Origin of the sequence: Pantoea sp. SM3 (genome assembly GCF_000963995.1) — a bacterium.
GTDB classification, from domain to species: domain Bacteria; phylum Pseudomonadota; class Gammaproteobacteria; order Enterobacterales; family Enterobacteriaceae; genus Pantoea; species Pantoea rwandensis_B.
Map to the genome: position 1 here is coordinate 1 of NZ_JZRD01000029.1, position 16,705 is coordinate 16,705.

At 53.7% G+C, this 16,705-nt stretch carries 10 protein-coding genes; 2 read left to right on the forward strand and 8 right to left on the reverse strand.

The window, feature by feature from the left end; all coding sequences use genetic code 11:
* Positions 1 to 166 precede the first annotated feature (166 nt).
* Positions 167 to 1,921: a sulfite reductase subunit alpha gene (locus tag VI01_RS15865; RefSeq protein WP_045815870.1), complete on the reverse strand. Its 1,755-nt coding sequence runs from the start codon at positions 1,919 to 1,921 to the stop codon at positions 167 to 169.
* Between the two features lie 66 nt (positions 1,922 to 1,987).
* Complete coding sequence (locus VI01_RS15870) at positions 1,988 to 7,519, reverse strand: glutamate synthase-related protein (protein ID WP_045815871.1); 5,532 nt, start codon at positions 7,517 to 7,519, stop codon at positions 1,988 to 1,990.
* An 885-nt stretch (positions 7,520 to 8,404) separates the two neighbouring features.
* On the opposite strand from VI01_RS15870, the gene arcB reads away from it, so the two are divergent.
* The gene (gene arcB, locus VI01_RS15875; RefSeq protein WP_045815872.1) at positions 8,405 to 10,759 is read left to right on the forward strand and encodes an aerobic respiration two-component sensor histidine kinase ArcB; all 2,355 of its coding nucleotides are present in this window, start codon (positions 8,405 to 8,407) and stop codon (positions 10,757 to 10,759) included.
* A gap of 878 nt (positions 10,760 to 11,637) precedes the next feature.
* The gene (gene mtgA / locus VI01_RS15880) at positions 11,638 to 12,360 is read left to right on the forward strand and encodes a monofunctional biosynthetic peptidoglycan transglycosylase (RefSeq protein WP_045815873.1); all 723 of its coding nucleotides are present in this window, start codon (positions 11,638 to 11,640) and stop codon (positions 12,358 to 12,360) included.
* A gap of 6 nt (positions 12,361 to 12,366) precedes the next feature.
* On the opposite strand, the gene npr is transcribed toward mtgA, so the two are convergent.
* From npr to lptB, 6 genes are all read right to left on the reverse strand, one after another.
* Positions 12,367 to 12,639, reverse strand: a complete 273-nt coding sequence (gene npr / locus VI01_RS15885) for a PTS phosphocarrier protein NPr (RefSeq protein ID WP_038649501.1) — start codon at positions 12,637 to 12,639, stop codon at positions 12,367 to 12,369.
* Complete coding sequence (gene rapZ, locus VI01_RS15890; RefSeq protein ID WP_038649498.1) at positions 12,636 to 13,490, reverse strand: RNase adapter RapZ; 855 nt, start codon at positions 13,488 to 13,490, stop codon at positions 12,636 to 12,638. The genes npr and rapZ overlap by 4 nt, the downstream gene beginning before the upstream one ends.
* A gap of 52 nt (positions 13,491 to 13,542) precedes the next feature.
* The gene (gene ptsN / locus VI01_RS15895; protein WP_176505766.1) at positions 13,543 to 14,025 is read right to left on the reverse strand and encodes a PTS IIA-like nitrogen regulatory protein PtsN; all 483 of its coding nucleotides are present in this window, start codon (positions 14,023 to 14,025) and stop codon (positions 13,543 to 13,545) included.
* Between the two features lie 162 nt (positions 14,026 to 14,187).
* A complete protein-coding gene (gene hpf / locus VI01_RS15900) occupies positions 14,188 to 14,475 on the reverse strand; it encodes a ribosome hibernation promoting factor (protein WP_034826627.1) in 288 nt (95 codons plus the stop codon).
* 21 nt (positions 14,476 to 14,496) lie between these two features.
* The gene (rpoN, locus tag VI01_RS15905; protein WP_045815874.1) at positions 14,497 to 15,930 is read right to left on the reverse strand and encodes an RNA polymerase factor sigma-54; all 1,434 of its coding nucleotides are present in this window, start codon (positions 15,928 to 15,930) and stop codon (positions 14,497 to 14,499) included.
* 48 nt (positions 15,931 to 15,978) lie between these two features.
* On the reverse strand, positions 15,979 to 16,704 hold the full coding sequence (gene lptB, locus VI01_RS15910) for an LPS export ABC transporter ATP-binding protein (protein WP_034826621.1): 726 nt from the start codon (positions 16,702 to 16,704) through the stop codon (positions 15,979 to 15,981).
* Position 16,705: the final 1 nt, after the last annotated feature.

Consider the following 16,705-nt stretch of genomic DNA (forward strand, 5'->3'; position numbering starts at 1 on the left):
TCCTTAACTGATCGGCATTAGGCCAATTGGCCCGTTTTTTTATGGATGCACTTCTCAATAACGGCGCGATTGATCGCACATCTGAACCGCTGTTACATGGCGCGATTCAGCGTGCTGCGATAGCAGAGGTTAAAAAGGAAGCTCATCAGCTTCCTTTTTATGAGTCTTAGTAGACGTCACGCAGATAGCGTTTATCTTTCTTCAACTGGTCAATATAAGCCGCTGCACGTTCGCTGGAGAGGCCACCAAACTGGCGCACCACTTCATACAGCGCTGCATCCACGTCTTTCGCCATGCGTGAAGCATCGCCACAAACATAGAAGTACGCGCCATCCTGCAGCCAGGCATACAGCTCAGCGCCTTTTTCCAGCATACGGTTCTGCACGTAGATCTTCTCTTCCTGATCGCGTGAAAACGCCAGGTCGAGATGTGTTAACAGACCGCTTTGCTGCCAGCCGTTGAGCTCATCTTCATAGATGTAGTCGTGTTCCTGATGCTGATCGCCAAAGAACAGCCAGTTCTTACCTTCAGCACCCGTTGACTGACGTTCCTGCAAGAACGCACGGAACGGAGCAATACCGGTGCCAGGGCCAACCATGATCAGCGGAGCATTGCCGTTAGCCGGCACGCGGAACGCTTTGTTTGGCGAAATAAAGATCGCTGGCTTCTCGCCACGGCGCACGCGCTCGGCCAGATAGGTAGAGCAGACGCCTTTACGCTCACGGCCACCGCTGTGATAGCGCACGGAAGCAATCGTCAGGTGCACCTGATTCGGATGCGTTTTGGAGCTGGAAGAGATGGAGTACGCGCGGTGCTGCAACGGACGCAGCATCGCCACGAACTCTGGCACAGACAGAGTGCGCTTCAGCTCAAGCTGCAGCAAGTCCAGCGTGTCTTTGCCCCAGAGCCAGTTAGCCAGTGTGTCTTTATCGTCGTGCTGTAATACGTGCAACAGTTCCTGGTTGGCAGTGTGCTGACCCACCCACTCAATCAGCTTGCGCGATGGTTCGGAGATCTCGAACTGGTAGGTCAGCAGGTCGCCGAGGTTACGATCAAAGCCTGGCACCGGGGTTTCATAGTCCGCTTTCAGCTCGCTCAGCAACAGGCTAACCAGCTCAGCATCGTTCACTGGGATGACGCCCAACGCGTCACCGGCTTCATATTTCAGGCCGCTGTCAGTAAGATCGAATTCAAAGTGGCGAATATCTTTCGCTGATGATTCGCCAGACAGACGCTTGTTCGTCGCCAGCGCCGCAGCATAAGGGTTTTGCTTGTTGCTACCTGGAATCACCGGTGCTTCTGGCGCGCTCTCTAACACCGTGCCGCTGCTACCGGCACTGGCGGCAAACTGTGGCATCGCGTCGCCAATCCATGCGCTGGAAGGCTCTTCAAAATCAATATCGCAGTCGATGCGGTCAAAGACGCGTTTTGCACCCAGCTGTTCCAGACGCATATCGAAGAATTTACCGGCCTGGCAGAAGCCATCGTAGCCGGTATCGCCGATCGCCAGGATAGCAAAGTGCATCTGCTCCAGACGCGGCGCTGTGCTGGCTGAAAGTGCTTGCCAGAACAGCTGAGCATTGTCCGGCATCTCGCCTTCACCGTAGGTGGAGGTGACAATCAGCACATGACGCATGGTGGCGAACACGTCCAGGTCTACTTCGCCCAATGCCTGAACCACCGGCACCAGACCTTTGGCACGCGCGGCTTTAGCGGCAGTTTGCGCCAGCGCTTCTGCGTTGCCGGTCTGTGAACCGAACAGAATGTGCAACTGCGTGTTGGTGGCGCCACCGGCCGCAGGTGCCGTCTGCTTATCTTCTAATACCAACAGACGCGAGTGGAGACCGGCGAGAAAACCCGCCAGCCAGTATTTCTGTTCGCCGTTAAACGGCGCATCTTCAGGAATGTAAGGAATCTTCATGGATATCTGTACTCAAACCCGTCTCGTGATGTTCAGTCAATATACACACATTCATTGGTGCTGCTATCAGGAAAGTTTCCCGACAGCAGCGGCGATTTCTGGCAGCGCGGCGCGTGCAAACAGCTCTTCGAAATCAGGCAGATGGCCAAGCACCTCACGGTTGCGGGCATCCTGATAAATGATCCAGCCATAGGTCGCCAGGCTGTCCATGGAGCGAATGTTGCGTTGCGTTAAGGCTGCTTTGTAATCGGACATACGTTTTGCCGCAATCAGGCTAGCCAGTTCGTCATCGCTGTAGCTTTCAATCGCTGAGCGTGCATGGCGTTGCAGTTTGCTCACCAGCGCGAAGTCTTCCGTCATCAGCAAATTGCGTACCGCTTTCTCAACCGCAGGGTCTTCAACGGCAGTACCTTTTGGCAGTTTGCCGAGCGCCAGTTGCTGCGCAAAGCTCAATACGGTGTAGTTGTTGAGCAGCACGAACATTTCCGCTGTATCCGTCGCACCGTAAGCCGGTACGGCGCCATCCGCAATGGTTTTGCCGGTGCGCCATGCTGCCTTGAATTTGGCAACCTGATGCGCAGCCAGTGAGGTTGACAGCTCTTCCAGCAAATCCTTACGTGATTTCGCTTTCAGGATCTCGCCACCATCTTGATAGAGCAGCAGCGAACGCGGCATCACGTAGACAAAGTGGTGGCACTCGGTTTCCCAATTCTCCAGCAGCCAGGCTGCGCGCGGCGAGTTGGTGGCTTCCAGGTGCCAGTTCAGCATGGTCAGCACTGCTTGCTTGTGAACCTGCGCCAATTCATCTTCGTCAGCGATTGAACCGAACAGCACGGAATCACCCGCTGCGTGTCCTGCCAGTGCACCGTACGGGTCATACTGGTAAGCGAAACCACCGCTCATGCCGTTGCCGAAACCTTTACCAAAGGTGCCGAGGTTGAGAATCGCACCGTTAGTCATGTATTCGCAGCAGAAATCGCCGACGCCTTCGACTACCGCAGTAGCGCCAGAGTTACGAACCGCGAAACGGTCGCCCGCCTGGCCTTGTACGAACAAACGGCCACCGGTCGCACCAAACAGCGCGAAGTTACCGATCAGCACGTTGCCGTCGCTGTCTTGTGCGCCACCACCTGGTGACATCACCACCAGTTCGCCACCGCACTGACCTTTGCCCACGCCATCGTTACAGGTGCCGTAGTGCTTCATCTGCATGCCATCGTTGCAGAAGGCACCGAATGACTGACCGGCAGAACCGCTGGTGTGGATATTCACAGTACGCGGTGCCAGGTAATGACGGCCGCGATCGTCTTTGAACACCGCTGGCAGTGCAGCACGTTGTTCAGCAGACAGTTCGTGGTTGAGCATGCGCTCGATGTCGATGGCCAGCTGGCCGCCCACGCTCTTGTTACGGTTGTTCAGGGTAATGCCTGCGCCGAGGGCGATATCGCGGCTCGCCTGGTCGATCAGCTGCGTTTTCAGCTCTTCAACCCAGCCATCATCCAGCTCAAAATCTTTTTCCAGATAGACCGGCTTCGCGATTTTCTGCTCTGGCACCACGGTCAACATCGCACGCAGATCCAGCTTGCCGACTTCCAGTGGGTGATCCATCAGGTGCAGCAGGTCAGAACGGCCACGTGCTTCGCGCAGTGAACGCAGGCCGAGGCGTGCGAGGAATTCACGCACTTCTTGCGCTACGTTAACGAAGTACTGCGCCAGCTGACGCGGATCGCCATCAAAGGCTTCGGCGTTGGTGGTTAAACCGGCTGGGCATTTAACGTTACAGTTTTTCGCCATCACGCATTTCAGCATCATCAGCGCGGTGGTGCCGAACTCGAAGCTGTCGCCGCCGAGCAGGGCAGATTTGATCACATCACTACCAGTTTGTTGTGCACCGGAGCAACGCAGCTGCACCTTGTCACGCAGGCCGTTAGCACACAGCGCCTGATGTACTTCGGCGATGCCAATCTCGGCAACGCGACCAGTGTATTTCAGGCTGGTGACCGAGGCCGCACCGGTACCACCGGTGTTACCTGCCACGTTAATGACGTCTGCGCCCGCTTTCGCCACGCCGACCGCGATGGTGCCGATGCCTTCTGAAGACACCAGTTTCACGATGACGCGAACACGTGCGGCTTTACAATCGTGGATCAGCTGTGCCAAATCCTCGATAGAGTAGGTATCGTGGTGCGGTGGGGGGGAAACCAGTTCAACACCTGGTGTACCGCCACGCGCTGCGGCGATCTCCACGGTCACTTTCGGTGCAGGCAGCTGTCCGCCTTCACCTGGCTTCGCGCCCTGACCAATTTTGATCTCCAGTTCTTCCAGCATCGGGTCGGCCAGATATGCCGCCCATACGCCGAAACGACCGGATGCCAACTGCTTGATGCGTGAAGCGCGGATGGTGCCGTGACGCGAATAGTGTTCACCACCTTCACCGCAGTTACTCATGCCGCCGACCATGTTAGTGCCGTGCGCCACAGCTTCGTGCGCAGGCGCAACCAGCGCTCCGTGGCTCATCGCACCGGAGGCGAAAGTGCGGGTAATTTCGTGTGCCGGCTGGATCTCTTCCAGTGGCAGCGAAGGCAACGCGGTAAAGATCAGTGACAGGTAATCTGCCGCTTTACCGTAAGCGGTGATGTGTAATACACCATCGGCCACGCTGCTGCTTTCGATGTCGTCGCTAAAGCGGGTTTTCAGTGCACGTGCCAGCGCTTCCAGACGTTCATCTTCTGGCTTCAGGCCCGCGATGGAATCAATCAGGCGCAGCTCGAACTGGTTCAGGCTGCCTTCCACGGCTTCGCACTTCAATCCACGGGTGGCAAAACCATTGTTGACCAGTGAGTAACGGCCAAGTTTGCGACCAAACTCCGCTTCGCTGTCAACGTGGGTCAAATCACACGGCAGCGCGAGGATGTCACGCAGCGCAGCAGGGCGACGTTTACGCTCGGCGTGCATCAGGCTGGAGAATTGACGGTAATCCGGCGTGATCGCCAGTGAGTCAATGACCTCGTTCGGGATGCGTTCGAAGCTACTGTCTTTGAATGCGTCAGCTTTAATGCTGAAGGCATTGTCCAGTTTGGCCAGCGTCATCAGACGGATGAAGTTGTCCTCTTCGCGTGCTTTATCAGCGAAGCGAATCGGCTGCTCTGTCATGTCGATAAAGGTACGTACGGCAATGGTACCGTAAGAGTGACCTGCACCTTCCGCACGCTCTTTGAACAGACCCAGCAGTGGCACTTCGGCCTCGCCCTGAATTTTCAGTGCGCTCTGGTGCCAGTCAACCGCCATCTGGGCGATAGCCGGGAAGCCCGCGCCACCGACCGGTGTTTTGATATTCGGGAAGTACTTCTTCAGAACCGGATCGTCGGTATTCAGGAAGTTAGGTTCAAAGAATTCGCCACAGCTGTAGCTCTCAACAGTACAGAGACCCACTTTACCCATGGTCTTCATCAAGGCTTTTTCGGCTGCTTTGGCATAGCGTTTGAAGGCTTTGTTACCTTCTTCGCCTTCGCCATATTTCTCTTCCGCGCGCATCTGTACGCCCAGCGGGTAAACCGCAGACGCACCAAAGCCCAAGGTTGCAGCGATGTGGTGTGAAGAGATGCTCTGGCCGCTTTCTACCACCAGAGAAACATCCAGGCGCAGACCTTCCTGCACCAAACGCTGGTTGATGGCAGAGACCATCAGCAGCATAGGAATCGCCGCGTGAGTTGAAGAGATGTGGCGGTCGGTGATCACCGCAATGCCGCCCTGCTGGCGTGCGAAATCCACGACCTGCTGTGCCAGATTATCAATGGCGTTTTCCAGCGCTTTGGCGTTGGCGGCGCGGCTGACGATATCTTTGCCGATGACCGGCTCATACAGCATCTCGAAACGCGCATAAGGTGCGACGGTTTGCTCGCGCAGGCGCAGCATATCGAGGTGTGTCAGGATCGGCGTGGGCACGATAACCTGCTGACCTTTACTGCGGCCCAAGTGCGGCTTCGCACCCAGTGCCACGCGCAACGTCATGCCGTCCGCTTCGCGGATCGAATCCAGCGGCGGGTTGGTGACCTGAGCAAAGCGTTGTGAGAAGTAGTGCGCCATGCCGCCTTCGTGGTCGGACAGGCCATTGATGGCGTTGCCGTAACCCATCGCCGAGATCTTCTCAGCGCCGGTTTGCAGCATCGGGTCCATCATGAATTTAAAGCTTTCCTGGTTGTAGTAGTACGCCACAAAACGCTGATAGGTTTTGAGGTCACCACGATAGCGCAGCGGTGAACCCAGCTGCTCTGCCTGAATCTCCGGCAGATCGTGCAGGTCCACGCGAGCCGCGCTCAGCAGTGAAAGGTAATCTTTCTCTGCTGCCAGTTTTTCCAGCGCTTCCACCGTGGTGTAAGAGCGTTTTTCTTTATGATCGTAATAGAGCATGCCGCCCGCTTCGATACGGCCACGACGCAGTACGCTTTCCGGTGGGAAGGCAATCTGACCCGCTTCGGACATCGCACCGATGTATTCGGCGGTTTCGACAGAACGCAATGGGCGCAGGCCCAGGCGGTCAAGGCGCGCCCCGATCACTTCGCCATTACCGAAGATCAACGCTGCCGGGCCATCGTTCTTCTCTTCATACAGAGAGAAGTACTCCAGCATCGCGCGCACTTCATTTGACAGTGAGGTGTCGTTTTCCCACGCTGGCGGCATCATTGAGACGACGGCGTTGATCAGGTCGAGGTTATCTTCCATCAAACGGCTATGAATGCTTTGGTCCAGACGCGAGCTGTCGGACTGGCCTTTCGGACGCACGATTTTCTTACCGCGCGCCAGCATCAATGCCGCTTCTGCGATGCGGTTTTTACGGTCGGTGTTCAGCTCACCGTTGTGCGCCATCAGGCGGAACGGCTGTGCCATGGTGGTGTGCGGATCGGTGTTGGTGGAGAAGCGGGTATGGAAGAACAGCCCACGCACCTGATGGTCCACATCGGTCAAATCTTTGAAGTACGGGATCACTTCATTTGAGTTCAGGCGTGCTTTGAATACCTGAGTACGGGAAGAGAGCGACAGCGGATAAAGACCGCCGAATTCGCTTTCTGTAAAGGCACGCGCTTCGATATCCAGCAGCGCACGATAGATGTGACGCTCGAATTCGATCTGTTCAGTGACTTCCTGTGGCGCCGCAAAAATCCACTGCACAATCGGCAGCTGGAATTGCAGGGCGGCTGGACGTGTCACGCTGCCGTCCAACGGCATATCGCGTTTCATCAGCACAGGGAAGTTATGGGCGGCCAGGGTTTCTTCGACCAGACGCTCTGCGTTAGCACGCAGCTCGGCATCTTTTGGCACAAAGAAGTTACCCACGCCAAAGCGGCCAGCTTCCAGTGGCTGGCCAGTCACTTTGCGGAAGAAGTTCAGAGAAAGGTCGACGTTGACACCTGCGCCATCGCCCACGCCCTCAGCAGACATACCGCCACGGTGCGGTACTGTGCACAGTGCGCTGTGCGCCATCTGCAGGATCTCATGGGTCTGCTCGCCGTCCTTACGGGTAATAAACCCAACACCACAGCTATCACTACCGGCTGAGGGATCATACAAACCATAGGGATGAGGTTTTTGAGTGGACATTGAGGGTCTCCTTAAACTGCTTTTGACATTACCTGCATTATTTCAAGCACAGAGCACTGCTGCGTGCTGTATCAAATTCGTTTTCGCCGCTTAAACGCGGACGTCGCAATACCGAGCAAAGGCTCTCAAGAGAGTATGTTCTCGTCCTTGATGAGCTGCTCTTACTTCCGGTCTCTTACGGGAGATAACTTGCATCCAGAGGGAGTTTCTTGCTGCATAGATATGCCGAGACACAGTCCCGACTGGAAAGCATCCAGCGGAATTCCAACTTATCGGGAAAGCGAACTCAGGTCAAATAGCCAGCTTTGTTGCGGGTAATCGGCTGTTTTTCCAATTAACTTTATGATTATGAACAATTTATTACGTAAATAACTGTCAATCTGACGATTCTGATTCCCCTATGAAGTGTGAGCCGTCTCACTGTGAGGTACGCCTCAGATATCTAAACAATGCTGAATAACTGCATTCCATCAGCATAAAATTCTGTTGGGGCGGTTTCACGCACAGCATGTATCTGTTTTTCTTATGGCGTCATATTTGAATCAAAATAGGGCTGTCATTAGTAAAATTAATCAGGCTGATTGTGAGTAAAATAGCGCTAAAGTTGAATGAATATGCAATAACAAGGCCCAGCCATCAGAGGAAATGGCTGCCGGGAGGCGGAATAGCACGGGATGTTACAAAAGGGTCGCAAAAGCGCGGCCCTCCAGATTATTCAGTTGGCAGATTTAGTCAAGCGCTTTACGCATAACGACGCGAACATCGGCGAAAAGGCGCTGCGATGCACCATAATGAGGCAAAGTCAGCAGGCAATGACACGCTGAGTCGGCGCAGTGCCGCGATAATTACGCTATCATGAGCCAGATTTCGTTCAGGGAGCTCGTGATGAAACAGATTCGTCTTTTAGCGCAGTACTACGTTGATCTGATGGTCAAGCTGGGGCTGGTGCGTTTCTCGCTGCTATTAGCCTCAGCACTGGTGGTGCTGGCGATGGTGGTGCAAATGGCTGTCACCATGGTACTGCGTGGCCATGTTGAGAGTATCGATGTGGTGCGATCGGTGTTCTTCGGCCTGTTGATCACGCCCTGGGCCGTCTATTTTCTCTCGGTGGTGGTTGATCAGTTGGAAGAGTCTCGCCAGCGCCTGACGAAGCTGGTCGATAAGCTGGAAGAGATGCGCACGCGCGATCTTGAACTTAACCAGCAAATGAAAGAGACCATCGCTCAGCTGAATCAGGAAATTAACGATCGTATCAAAGCGGAGCAGGCACGCGAGCAGGTGATGGATAAACTGCGCGAAGAGATGGCGCGCCGTGAACAGGCGCAAATCGAGCTGGAACAGCAATCCTCTTTCTTACGCTCCTTCCTCGATGCCTCACCGGATTTGGTGTTCTATCGCAACATCGACAAGCAGTTCTCGGGCTGTAACCGCGCGATGGAGCTGCTAACGGGCATGAGCGAGAAGCAGCTGATTGGCCTGACGCCGCGCGACATTTACGATGAAGATGCCGCCTCCAAGGTGCTGGAGACGGATGAAAAGGTCTTCCGCCATAACGTCTCCCTGACGTACGAACAGTGGCTGCAATATCCTGATGGGCGCAAAGCCTGCTTCGAAATCCGCAAAGTGCCGTATTACGATCGCGTCGGTAAACGCAGCGGCCTGATGGGCTTTGGTCGCGATATTACTGAGCGTAAGCGTTATCAGGACGCGCTGGAGAATGCCAGCCGTGAGAAGACCACCTTTATTTCAACCATCAGCCATGAACTGCGTACGCCACTGAATGGCATTGTCGGCTTGAGCCGTATTCTGCTGGACACCGATCTCAATCAGGAACAACTGAAGTACCTGAAAACCATCCATGTCTCGGCCATCACGCTTGGCAACATCTTTAATGACGTGATTGAAGTGGACAAAATTGAGCGCCGCAAAGTGCAGCTGGATAATCAGCCGCTCGACTTCACCGGCTTCCTTGCCGATCTGGAAAACCTCTCCGGGTTACTGGCGCAGCCGAAAGGACTGAAGTTCGTGATGGCACCGGAGCTACCGCTGCCGCACATCATCTCTGCTGACGGCACGCGCCTGCGTCAAATTTTGTGGAACCTGATCGGTAACGCGGTGAAATTCACCCAGCAGGGTGAAATTGTGGTGCGCGTCGCCTATCACCAGGACGAAACGCTGCGCTTTGAAGTGCAGGATTCTGGCATGGGCATTCCGCAGGAAGAGCAGGACAAGATCTTCGCCATGTATTACCAGGTAAAAGATCAGCACGGCGGAAAACCCGCCACCGGTACCGGCATTGGTTTGGCGGTTTCTCGTCGTCTGGCACAGGCGATGGGCGGCGATATTAGCGTGAGTAGTGCACCGGGGCAGGGCTCATGCTTTGTGGTCGAGATAAATGCACCTCGTGTGGCCGATGAGGTGGAAGACGAAGATCTCGACGACAGCATGCCACTGCCGGCGCTGCACGTATTACTGGTTGAAGATATTGAACTGAACGTCATTGTGGCGCGCTCAGTACTGGAGAAACTGGGATGCAGTGTGGAAGTGGCGATGACCGGCACTGAAGCGCTAGCGATGTTTGATCCGCAGGAATTTGATCTGGTGTTGCTGGATATTCAGCTGCCGGATATGACCGGATTGGATGTGTCGCGCGCCATTCACCAACGCCATGCTGGCGTGGCGCTGCCGCCGCTGGTGGCACTGACCGCCAACGTGCTGAAGGATAAAAAAGAGTATCTCGACGCCGGTATGGATGATGTGCTGAGTAAACCGCTGGCGGTGCCGGCCTTAACGGCGATGATTAAAAAGTTCTGGGATTACCAGGGCGAACCTGAAGAAGTGATTCAGGCCTCCTCAGACGTACACTCGCGCAAGTTGCTCGATGTGGAGATGCTGGAGCAGTATATCGAATTGGTCGGCCCAGGATTGATTACACAAAGCCTGACGATGTTTGAACAGATGATGCCGGGGTATCTCGACGTGCTGGATTCCAACATGATGGCGCGCGATCAAAAAGGGATTGCGGAAGAAGGGCATAAAATTAAGGGTGCTGCGGGCTCAGTAGGACTGTTGCATCTGCAGAAACTGGCGAAACAGATACAGTCACCGGAACTGCCAGCATGGTGGGACAACGTGCAGGAGTGGATCGACGAATTAAAACATGAGTGGCTGCATGACGTTAACGTGTTACGCGAGTGGGTAGCTGAAAGGGAAAAATCTTCGGACGCCAGAAAAAAATGACCCCAGTCGAAACTGGGGTGCGCGAATACTGCGCCAACACCAGGGAAATGGGTACTGCTGCTATCGTTAGAAGTCGAATGGATCAGCAACAGTATGGTATTGGTTAACGCTTCGAAATCACCTTAACAAATTCACCAACGCTTGTGACAAGATTCATTAAATTGTGTGAAGTTGAGCAGCGATTAAATACAGAAAACATTAATTTGCTGACACAGTCAAGCAAGGAATTAATTTCTTTGCCGTATTGCACTATTTTTGACCAATTGTTCTGCTTTTTGCCTGAATTTCCTTCAGCCGGAAGCAGGAAAAGCCTGACAGCTGCGCCGAAATTCCTAATCAGCCGAAAAATCAGAGTTAAGTGAGCTTAACATGCTGATATTAGGTAACAAATAAGGTGGTTCTGGTGGGTTATCCAAAACGTTTTGGAAACCCTCTGCAGAAAGTTCCAGTTTAAGGTTTTGCGGTGCAATGTAAACCAAACGGAAGGCTAAATCCTTTACCATTGTCAGGGCTAATCATGATGATGTTGACGCGATTTCAGCCACGTTTATTGAAACGGCTGCGCGCATCAGTGCGCTTATTCAAATGCTTTGAAAGTTTATTGTTAAGTATTGTGAAAGTTTAAACGTGATCTTTATCACTTTGTATGAAGTATCCGATTGTAAGGGTTTTGCTGGGTTTTTCACCATGGAACCGATTCCCTTATGATGGAAGTGCTTGATGTAATTGGCTCTAATAGAGGAACGATGATGACGCAGGTAATAACTTCATCTCTAACTTTCACGCGATAAGCGGTAAAGTTTTGCCCAGGATTACAGGTAATCAAAATTGTGACCGGGGTGATTGATTAATGCAGGGAACAGGTAAGAGAAAATTGCATGAGTAAGAGTAAAGGGAAAATGGGGCAACGCCTTAAAGTGCTGATTGCTAAAGTGCTGCTGGCGTGGTTGGGAATTTGGCTGGCCGGCATCGTGATCTTTGCCTTTTTACCAGTGCCGTTTTCTGCGGTGATGGTGGAGCGTCAACTGGGCGCCTGGTTCAGTGGTCGGTTCGACTATGTGGCGCATTCCGATTGGGTCAGCATGGATGAGATTTCTCCGTGGATGGCGCTGGCCGTTATCGCTTCTGAAGATCAAAAATTTCCGGAGCACTGGGGCTTTGATGTTGATGCGATACAAAAAGTGCTGGATAACGATGGCTCAGAACAGATGCGTGGTGCCTCAACGCTGTCGCAGCAGACCGCAAAAAACCTGTTCTTATGGGATGGCCGCAGCTGGGTGCGAAAAGGGCTCGAAGCCGGTTTAACCGTTGGACTCGAAACGGTGTGGACCAAACGCCGCATTCTGACGGTATATTTGAATATTGCGGAGTTTGGCAACGGCGTGTTTGGTGTGGAAGAGGCTTCACAGCGCTACTTCCACAAACCAGCCAGTCGTCTGACGATTTCTGAAGCGGCGCTGCTGGCGGCGGTACTACCAAACCCGATTCGCTTCCGCGCTGATGCACCTTCCGGGTATATACGAATGCGCCAGCAGTGGATAATGCGCCAAATGCGTCAGTTAGGTGGGGAAGGTTTCCTCGCTCGCTACAAATTGCATTAACAGCAATTAGTCTTCGTCAAACCCGGCTTCAAACAGCTCAATCACCGCAGCCAGCGCCTCTATTTCCTGAGGGCCGCTGGCTTCAATCTCGATATGGCCGCCTTTCGCGGAGTCGAGCATCAACAGCGCAATCACGCTGCTGGCTTCGGCTTCCGTACCGGCTTCGTTGCGCAGTAGTACCTCTGCGTCAAAACTCTGCACCAACTCGAACAGTTTCATTGCCGGGCGCGCATGCATGCCCAGCTTATTACGAATCTCAACGACTTGCTTCACGGTCATGATTTACGTTTTTCCAGAGTGCGATGACGAGACTGCACATTTTTGCCGCGTGAACGGAAGTAATCTGCCAGCTGTTCGGCGATGTAAACCGAACGGTGTTTACCACCGGTACAGCCAATCGCGACCGTCAGATAGCTGCGGTTGTTGGTTTCCAGCATCGGCAACCACAGCTCCAGATAGCTGCGCGTCTGGTAAATGAAGTTATGCACTTCAGTGTGGCGGTCGAGGAAAGCGGCAACCGGACGATCAAGTCCAGTCATCGGACGCAGCTTGGGATCCCAGTGCGGGTTTGGCAGGAAACGCACATCGAAGACGTAATCGGCATCAATTGGGATGCCGTGTTTGAAGCCGAAGGACTCAAACACCATGGTCAGCTCACGCTCACGTTTGCCTGACAGGCGCGTACGCAGCATTTCAGCCAACTCATGGACCGACATTTCGGAAGTATCAATGATCAGGTCTGCCCGCGAACGCAAAGGCTCAAGCAGGTCACTCTCTTCATCAATCGCGCTTTCCAGTGACAGGTTTTTACTGGAGAGCGGATGGATGCGGCGAGTATCACTGTAACGCCGTATCAGTGTGTTGCGATCGGCGTCCAGAAACAGTAGCTGTGGTGAAAACGAATCCGGCAGATTGTTGAGCGCCGTTTCAAACACCTCCGGCGATTCAGGCATGTTGCGCACATCAATGCTGACGGCCGCCGAAATATTGCGCTCTGTTAAGGTGTTCGCTAATTCCGGTAGCAGCACCACGGGCAGATTATCGACACAGTAAAATCCCATGTCTTCCAGGGCACGCAGTGCGACCGATTTTCCTGAGCCTGACCGACCGCTAACGATCATCAGCACCATCACATTTCTCCCGTTTTAAACCGACGAATAGGCCGGTAAATGTGTCTGTCGCTTAAGAGTGTTCTTCCTGAGCTTCTGTGATAATGGCATAGAGTTCTTCATCACTCTGTGCCGCACGCAAACGGCGGCAGACGGTTTTGTCCGCCAGACGTTTAGCGACCAGCGACAGCGTATGCAAATGGGTTTTGCACTGGTCTGCAGGCACCAGCAGAGCAAACAGCAGGTCAACCGGCTGATTGTCCACGGCGTCAAAGGCGATCGGTTGGTCGAGGCTGATAAACACGCCAACGGCGCGCAGCGTATCCTCTTCCAGCTTGCCATGCGGAATGGCGATACCGTTGCCAATGCCCGTACTGCCCATACGTTCGCGGGTCAGAATGGCTTCAAATAGTGTCTGGTGCGGCAGATTGAGCTGCTTTGCTGCCAACTCGCTGATAATTTCCAGCGCGCGTTTTTTACTCTGGCAGTGTACGCCGCTACGGGTACAGTCCAGTGAGAGGACCGAGCTCAATTCCAGTGTCAGATCGTTGTTCATCATCGTTTCACTTGCGAGTTCACATAGCCGCAAGGTTAACGCCATTCATAGCACAATGGCGAGTCTCCCGTTGGCGCTTGCGCAGATGACAAAACGGGGCGGTTAACCCGCCCCATTTGCGCTCTGAGTGCCGAATCGGTCAGCACTCTGCAAGCATGAAGGTTAGTGTTTTTTCAGTTTGTCTTTGTGTTTGGTCAGCTGACGGGAAAGCTTGTCGATTAACCCGTCGATGGCCGCGTACATGTCTTCCGCTTCCCCTGTGGCGTGCAGCTCTCCGCCGTTGACGTGCAGTGTTGCTTCCGCAATCTGCGTCACCTTCTCCACTTTCAGAACAATATAAACCTGATTGATACGATCAAAGTAGTGTTCCAGTTTGGCAAATTTGCTATTTACAAATTCGCGCAGCGGTTCAGTGATTTCAACATTCAGTCCGGTCAGGTTTAGCTGCATAGGTCTTCCTTCTTCGTTCGGTCAAACCAACTGCTTGCGCTGGTTTGATGGCGGTATAGATAAAGACTCGCGATATTTAGCAACCGTACGTCGCGCCACCATGATGCCCTGATCGGATAACATGGAGGTGAGTTTGCTGTCGCTCAAGGGTTTTGCGGGATTTTCCGCGGAGATCAATTTCTTCACCAGTGCACGGATCGCCGTGGAAGAGGCTTCGCCACCGCCTTCGGTATTCACATGGCTGGAGAAAAAATATTTTAATTCAAAGATGCCACGCGGGCTGTGCAGGTACTTTTGCGTGGTCACACGGGAAATGGTGGATTCATGCATATCCACGGCCTGGGCGATATCAGCCAGCACCATCGGCCGCATGTATTCCTCGCCCTGTTCAAAGAACGCCTGCTGCTGCTCGACAATACAACGCGTCACTTTGAGCAGAGTGTCGTTGCGGCTTTCGAGGCTTTTAATCAGCCATTTGGCTTCCTGCAAATTACTGCGAATGAATTGGCTGTCGCTGTCGTTACGCGCGGAACCGCCCATCGCGGCGTAATGTTGATTGATCTTCAGGCGCGGCAAACTGTCTGAATTCAGTTCAACGGTCCAGCGCTTACTGGTTTTACGCACCAGTACATCAGGAATCACATACTCGGGTTCGCTGGTGTTGATCGATTGGCCGGGACGGGGATCGAGTGACTGAATCAGCAGCATCGCGTCTTTCAGCACGTCTTCCTTGAGGCGTGTGACACGCATCAGGCTGCGAAAATCATGGTTGGCCAGCAGATCCAGATGTTCACTGACGATCAACCGCGCTTCTGCCAGCATTGGCGCATCGGCAGCGTATTGTGAAAGTTGCACCAGCAAGCAGTCACGTAGATCACGAGCACCTACACCGACAGGATCAAAGCGCTGAACACGCTTCAGCACCGCTTCAACCTCTTCCAGCGTTAGCTCTTCATCACCAATGCTGTCGCAGATGTCCTGGACGGAAACGGTGAGATAGCCCGTGTCATCAATGGCGTCGACAATTGAAGTGGCAATCGCTCGGTCGGTATCCGTAAACGGCGTGAGCTCCACTTGCCACATCAGGTAGTCCTGCAGTGACTGGGTGGTTTCGCCTTGATAAACCGGCAGCTCATCATCCTGGTAATCGGTACCCGTGCCAGAAGGCGTGCCCGCGGTGTAGATTTCATCCCAGGTGGCGTCGAGTGGAAGCTCCTCGGGCATCTCTTTCTGTTCGAGGGCTTCACGTGTGTCTAACGAGTCGCTCTCCTGATGCTCACGTGAATCGACTTCTTCATGCAGATCGGTTTGCTCAAGCAGCGGATTGCTTTCCAGCGCCAGTTGCAGTTCCTGCTGGAGTTCAAGCGTAGAGAGTTGCAGCAGACGAATGGCCTGCTGCAACTGTGGGGTCATCGCCAGCTGTTGGCTGAGCCTGAGTTGCAAACCTTGCTTCATAATTCTGCTTGAATTTCCTAAGCAAATGTCGTGAATAACGACACCTTATCAGAGTCTGAACTCTTCGCCCAAATAAACCCGTTTAACCTGCTCATCTGCAAGAATTTCATCCGGCGTGCCATGCGCGATCAGATGTCCCTGGCTCACAATGTAAGCACGTTCGCACACCGCAAGCGTTTCACGCACGTTGTGATCGGTGATCAACACGCCAAGACCGCTGTCGCGTAGGTGTTCGATGATTTTTTTGATATCGATGACTGAGATCGGGTCAACACCGGCAAAAGGTTCATCCAGCAGGATAAATTTGGGGTTGGCTGCCAGAGCGCGAGCGATTTCAACACGGCGGCGTTCACCACCGGAGAGCGCCTGGCCCATGCTGTCACGCAGATGCTCAATGTGGAACTCTTCCATCAATTCATTGGCACGATCCTGACGCTGCTCTTCCGTTAAATCATCGCGGATTTGCAACACTGCCATCAAATTGTCGAACACGCTTAGACGGCGGAAGATTGACGCTTCCTGCGGCAGATAGCCAATACCACGGCGCGCTCGCGCATGCAGCGGCAGAATACTGATATCTTCGTCATCGATCACGATGCGGCCTGCATCACGCGGCACAATCCCGACAACCATATAGAATGTGGTGGTCTTGCCGGCACCGTTTGGACCCAGCAGGCCGACAATCTCGCCAGATTTTACCTGCAGGCTGACATCTTCCACCACGCGGCGGCCTTTATAGGCTTTCGCCAGGTTTTCAGCGACTAATGTGGCCATA

Excerpts from the sequence above, each read along its gene's own strand:
- VI01_RS15865 (WP_045815870.1), bottom strand. The coding sequence starts at position 1,921 with ATGAAGATTCCTTACATTCCTGAAGATGCGCCGTTTAACGGCGAACAG.
- VI01_RS15870 (WP_045815871.1), bottom strand. The coding sequence starts at position 7,519 with ATGTCCACTCAAAAACCTCATCCCTATGGTTTGTATGATCCCTCAGCC.
- arcB (WP_045815872.1), top strand. The coding sequence starts at position 8,405 with ATGAAACAGATTCGTCTTTTAGCGCAGTACTACGTTGATCTGATGGTC.
- mtgA (WP_045815873.1), top strand. The coding sequence starts at position 11,638 with ATGAGTAAGAGTAAAGGGAAAATGGGGCAACGCCTTAAAGTGCTGATT.
- npr (WP_038649501.1), bottom strand. The coding sequence starts at position 12,639 with ATGACCGTGAAGCAAGTCGTTGAGATTCGTAATAAGCTGGGCATGCAT.
- rapZ (WP_038649498.1), bottom strand. The coding sequence starts at position 13,490 with ATGGTGCTGATGATCGTTAGCGGTCGGTCAGGCTCAGGAAAATCGGTC.
- ptsN (WP_176505766.1), bottom strand. The coding sequence starts at position 14,025 with ATGAACAACGATCTGACACTGGAATTGAGCTCGGTCCTCTCACTGGAC.
- hpf (WP_034826627.1), bottom strand. The coding sequence starts at position 14,475 with ATGCAGCTAAACCTGACCGGACTGAATGTTGAAATCACTGAACCGCTG.
- rpoN (WP_045815874.1), bottom strand. The coding sequence starts at position 15,930 with ATGAAGCAAGGTTTGCAACTCAGGCTCAGCCAACAGCTGGCGATGACC.
- lptB (WP_034826621.1), bottom strand. The coding sequence starts at position 16,704 with ATGGCCACATTAGTCGCTGAAAACCTGGCGAAAGCCTATAAAGGCCGC.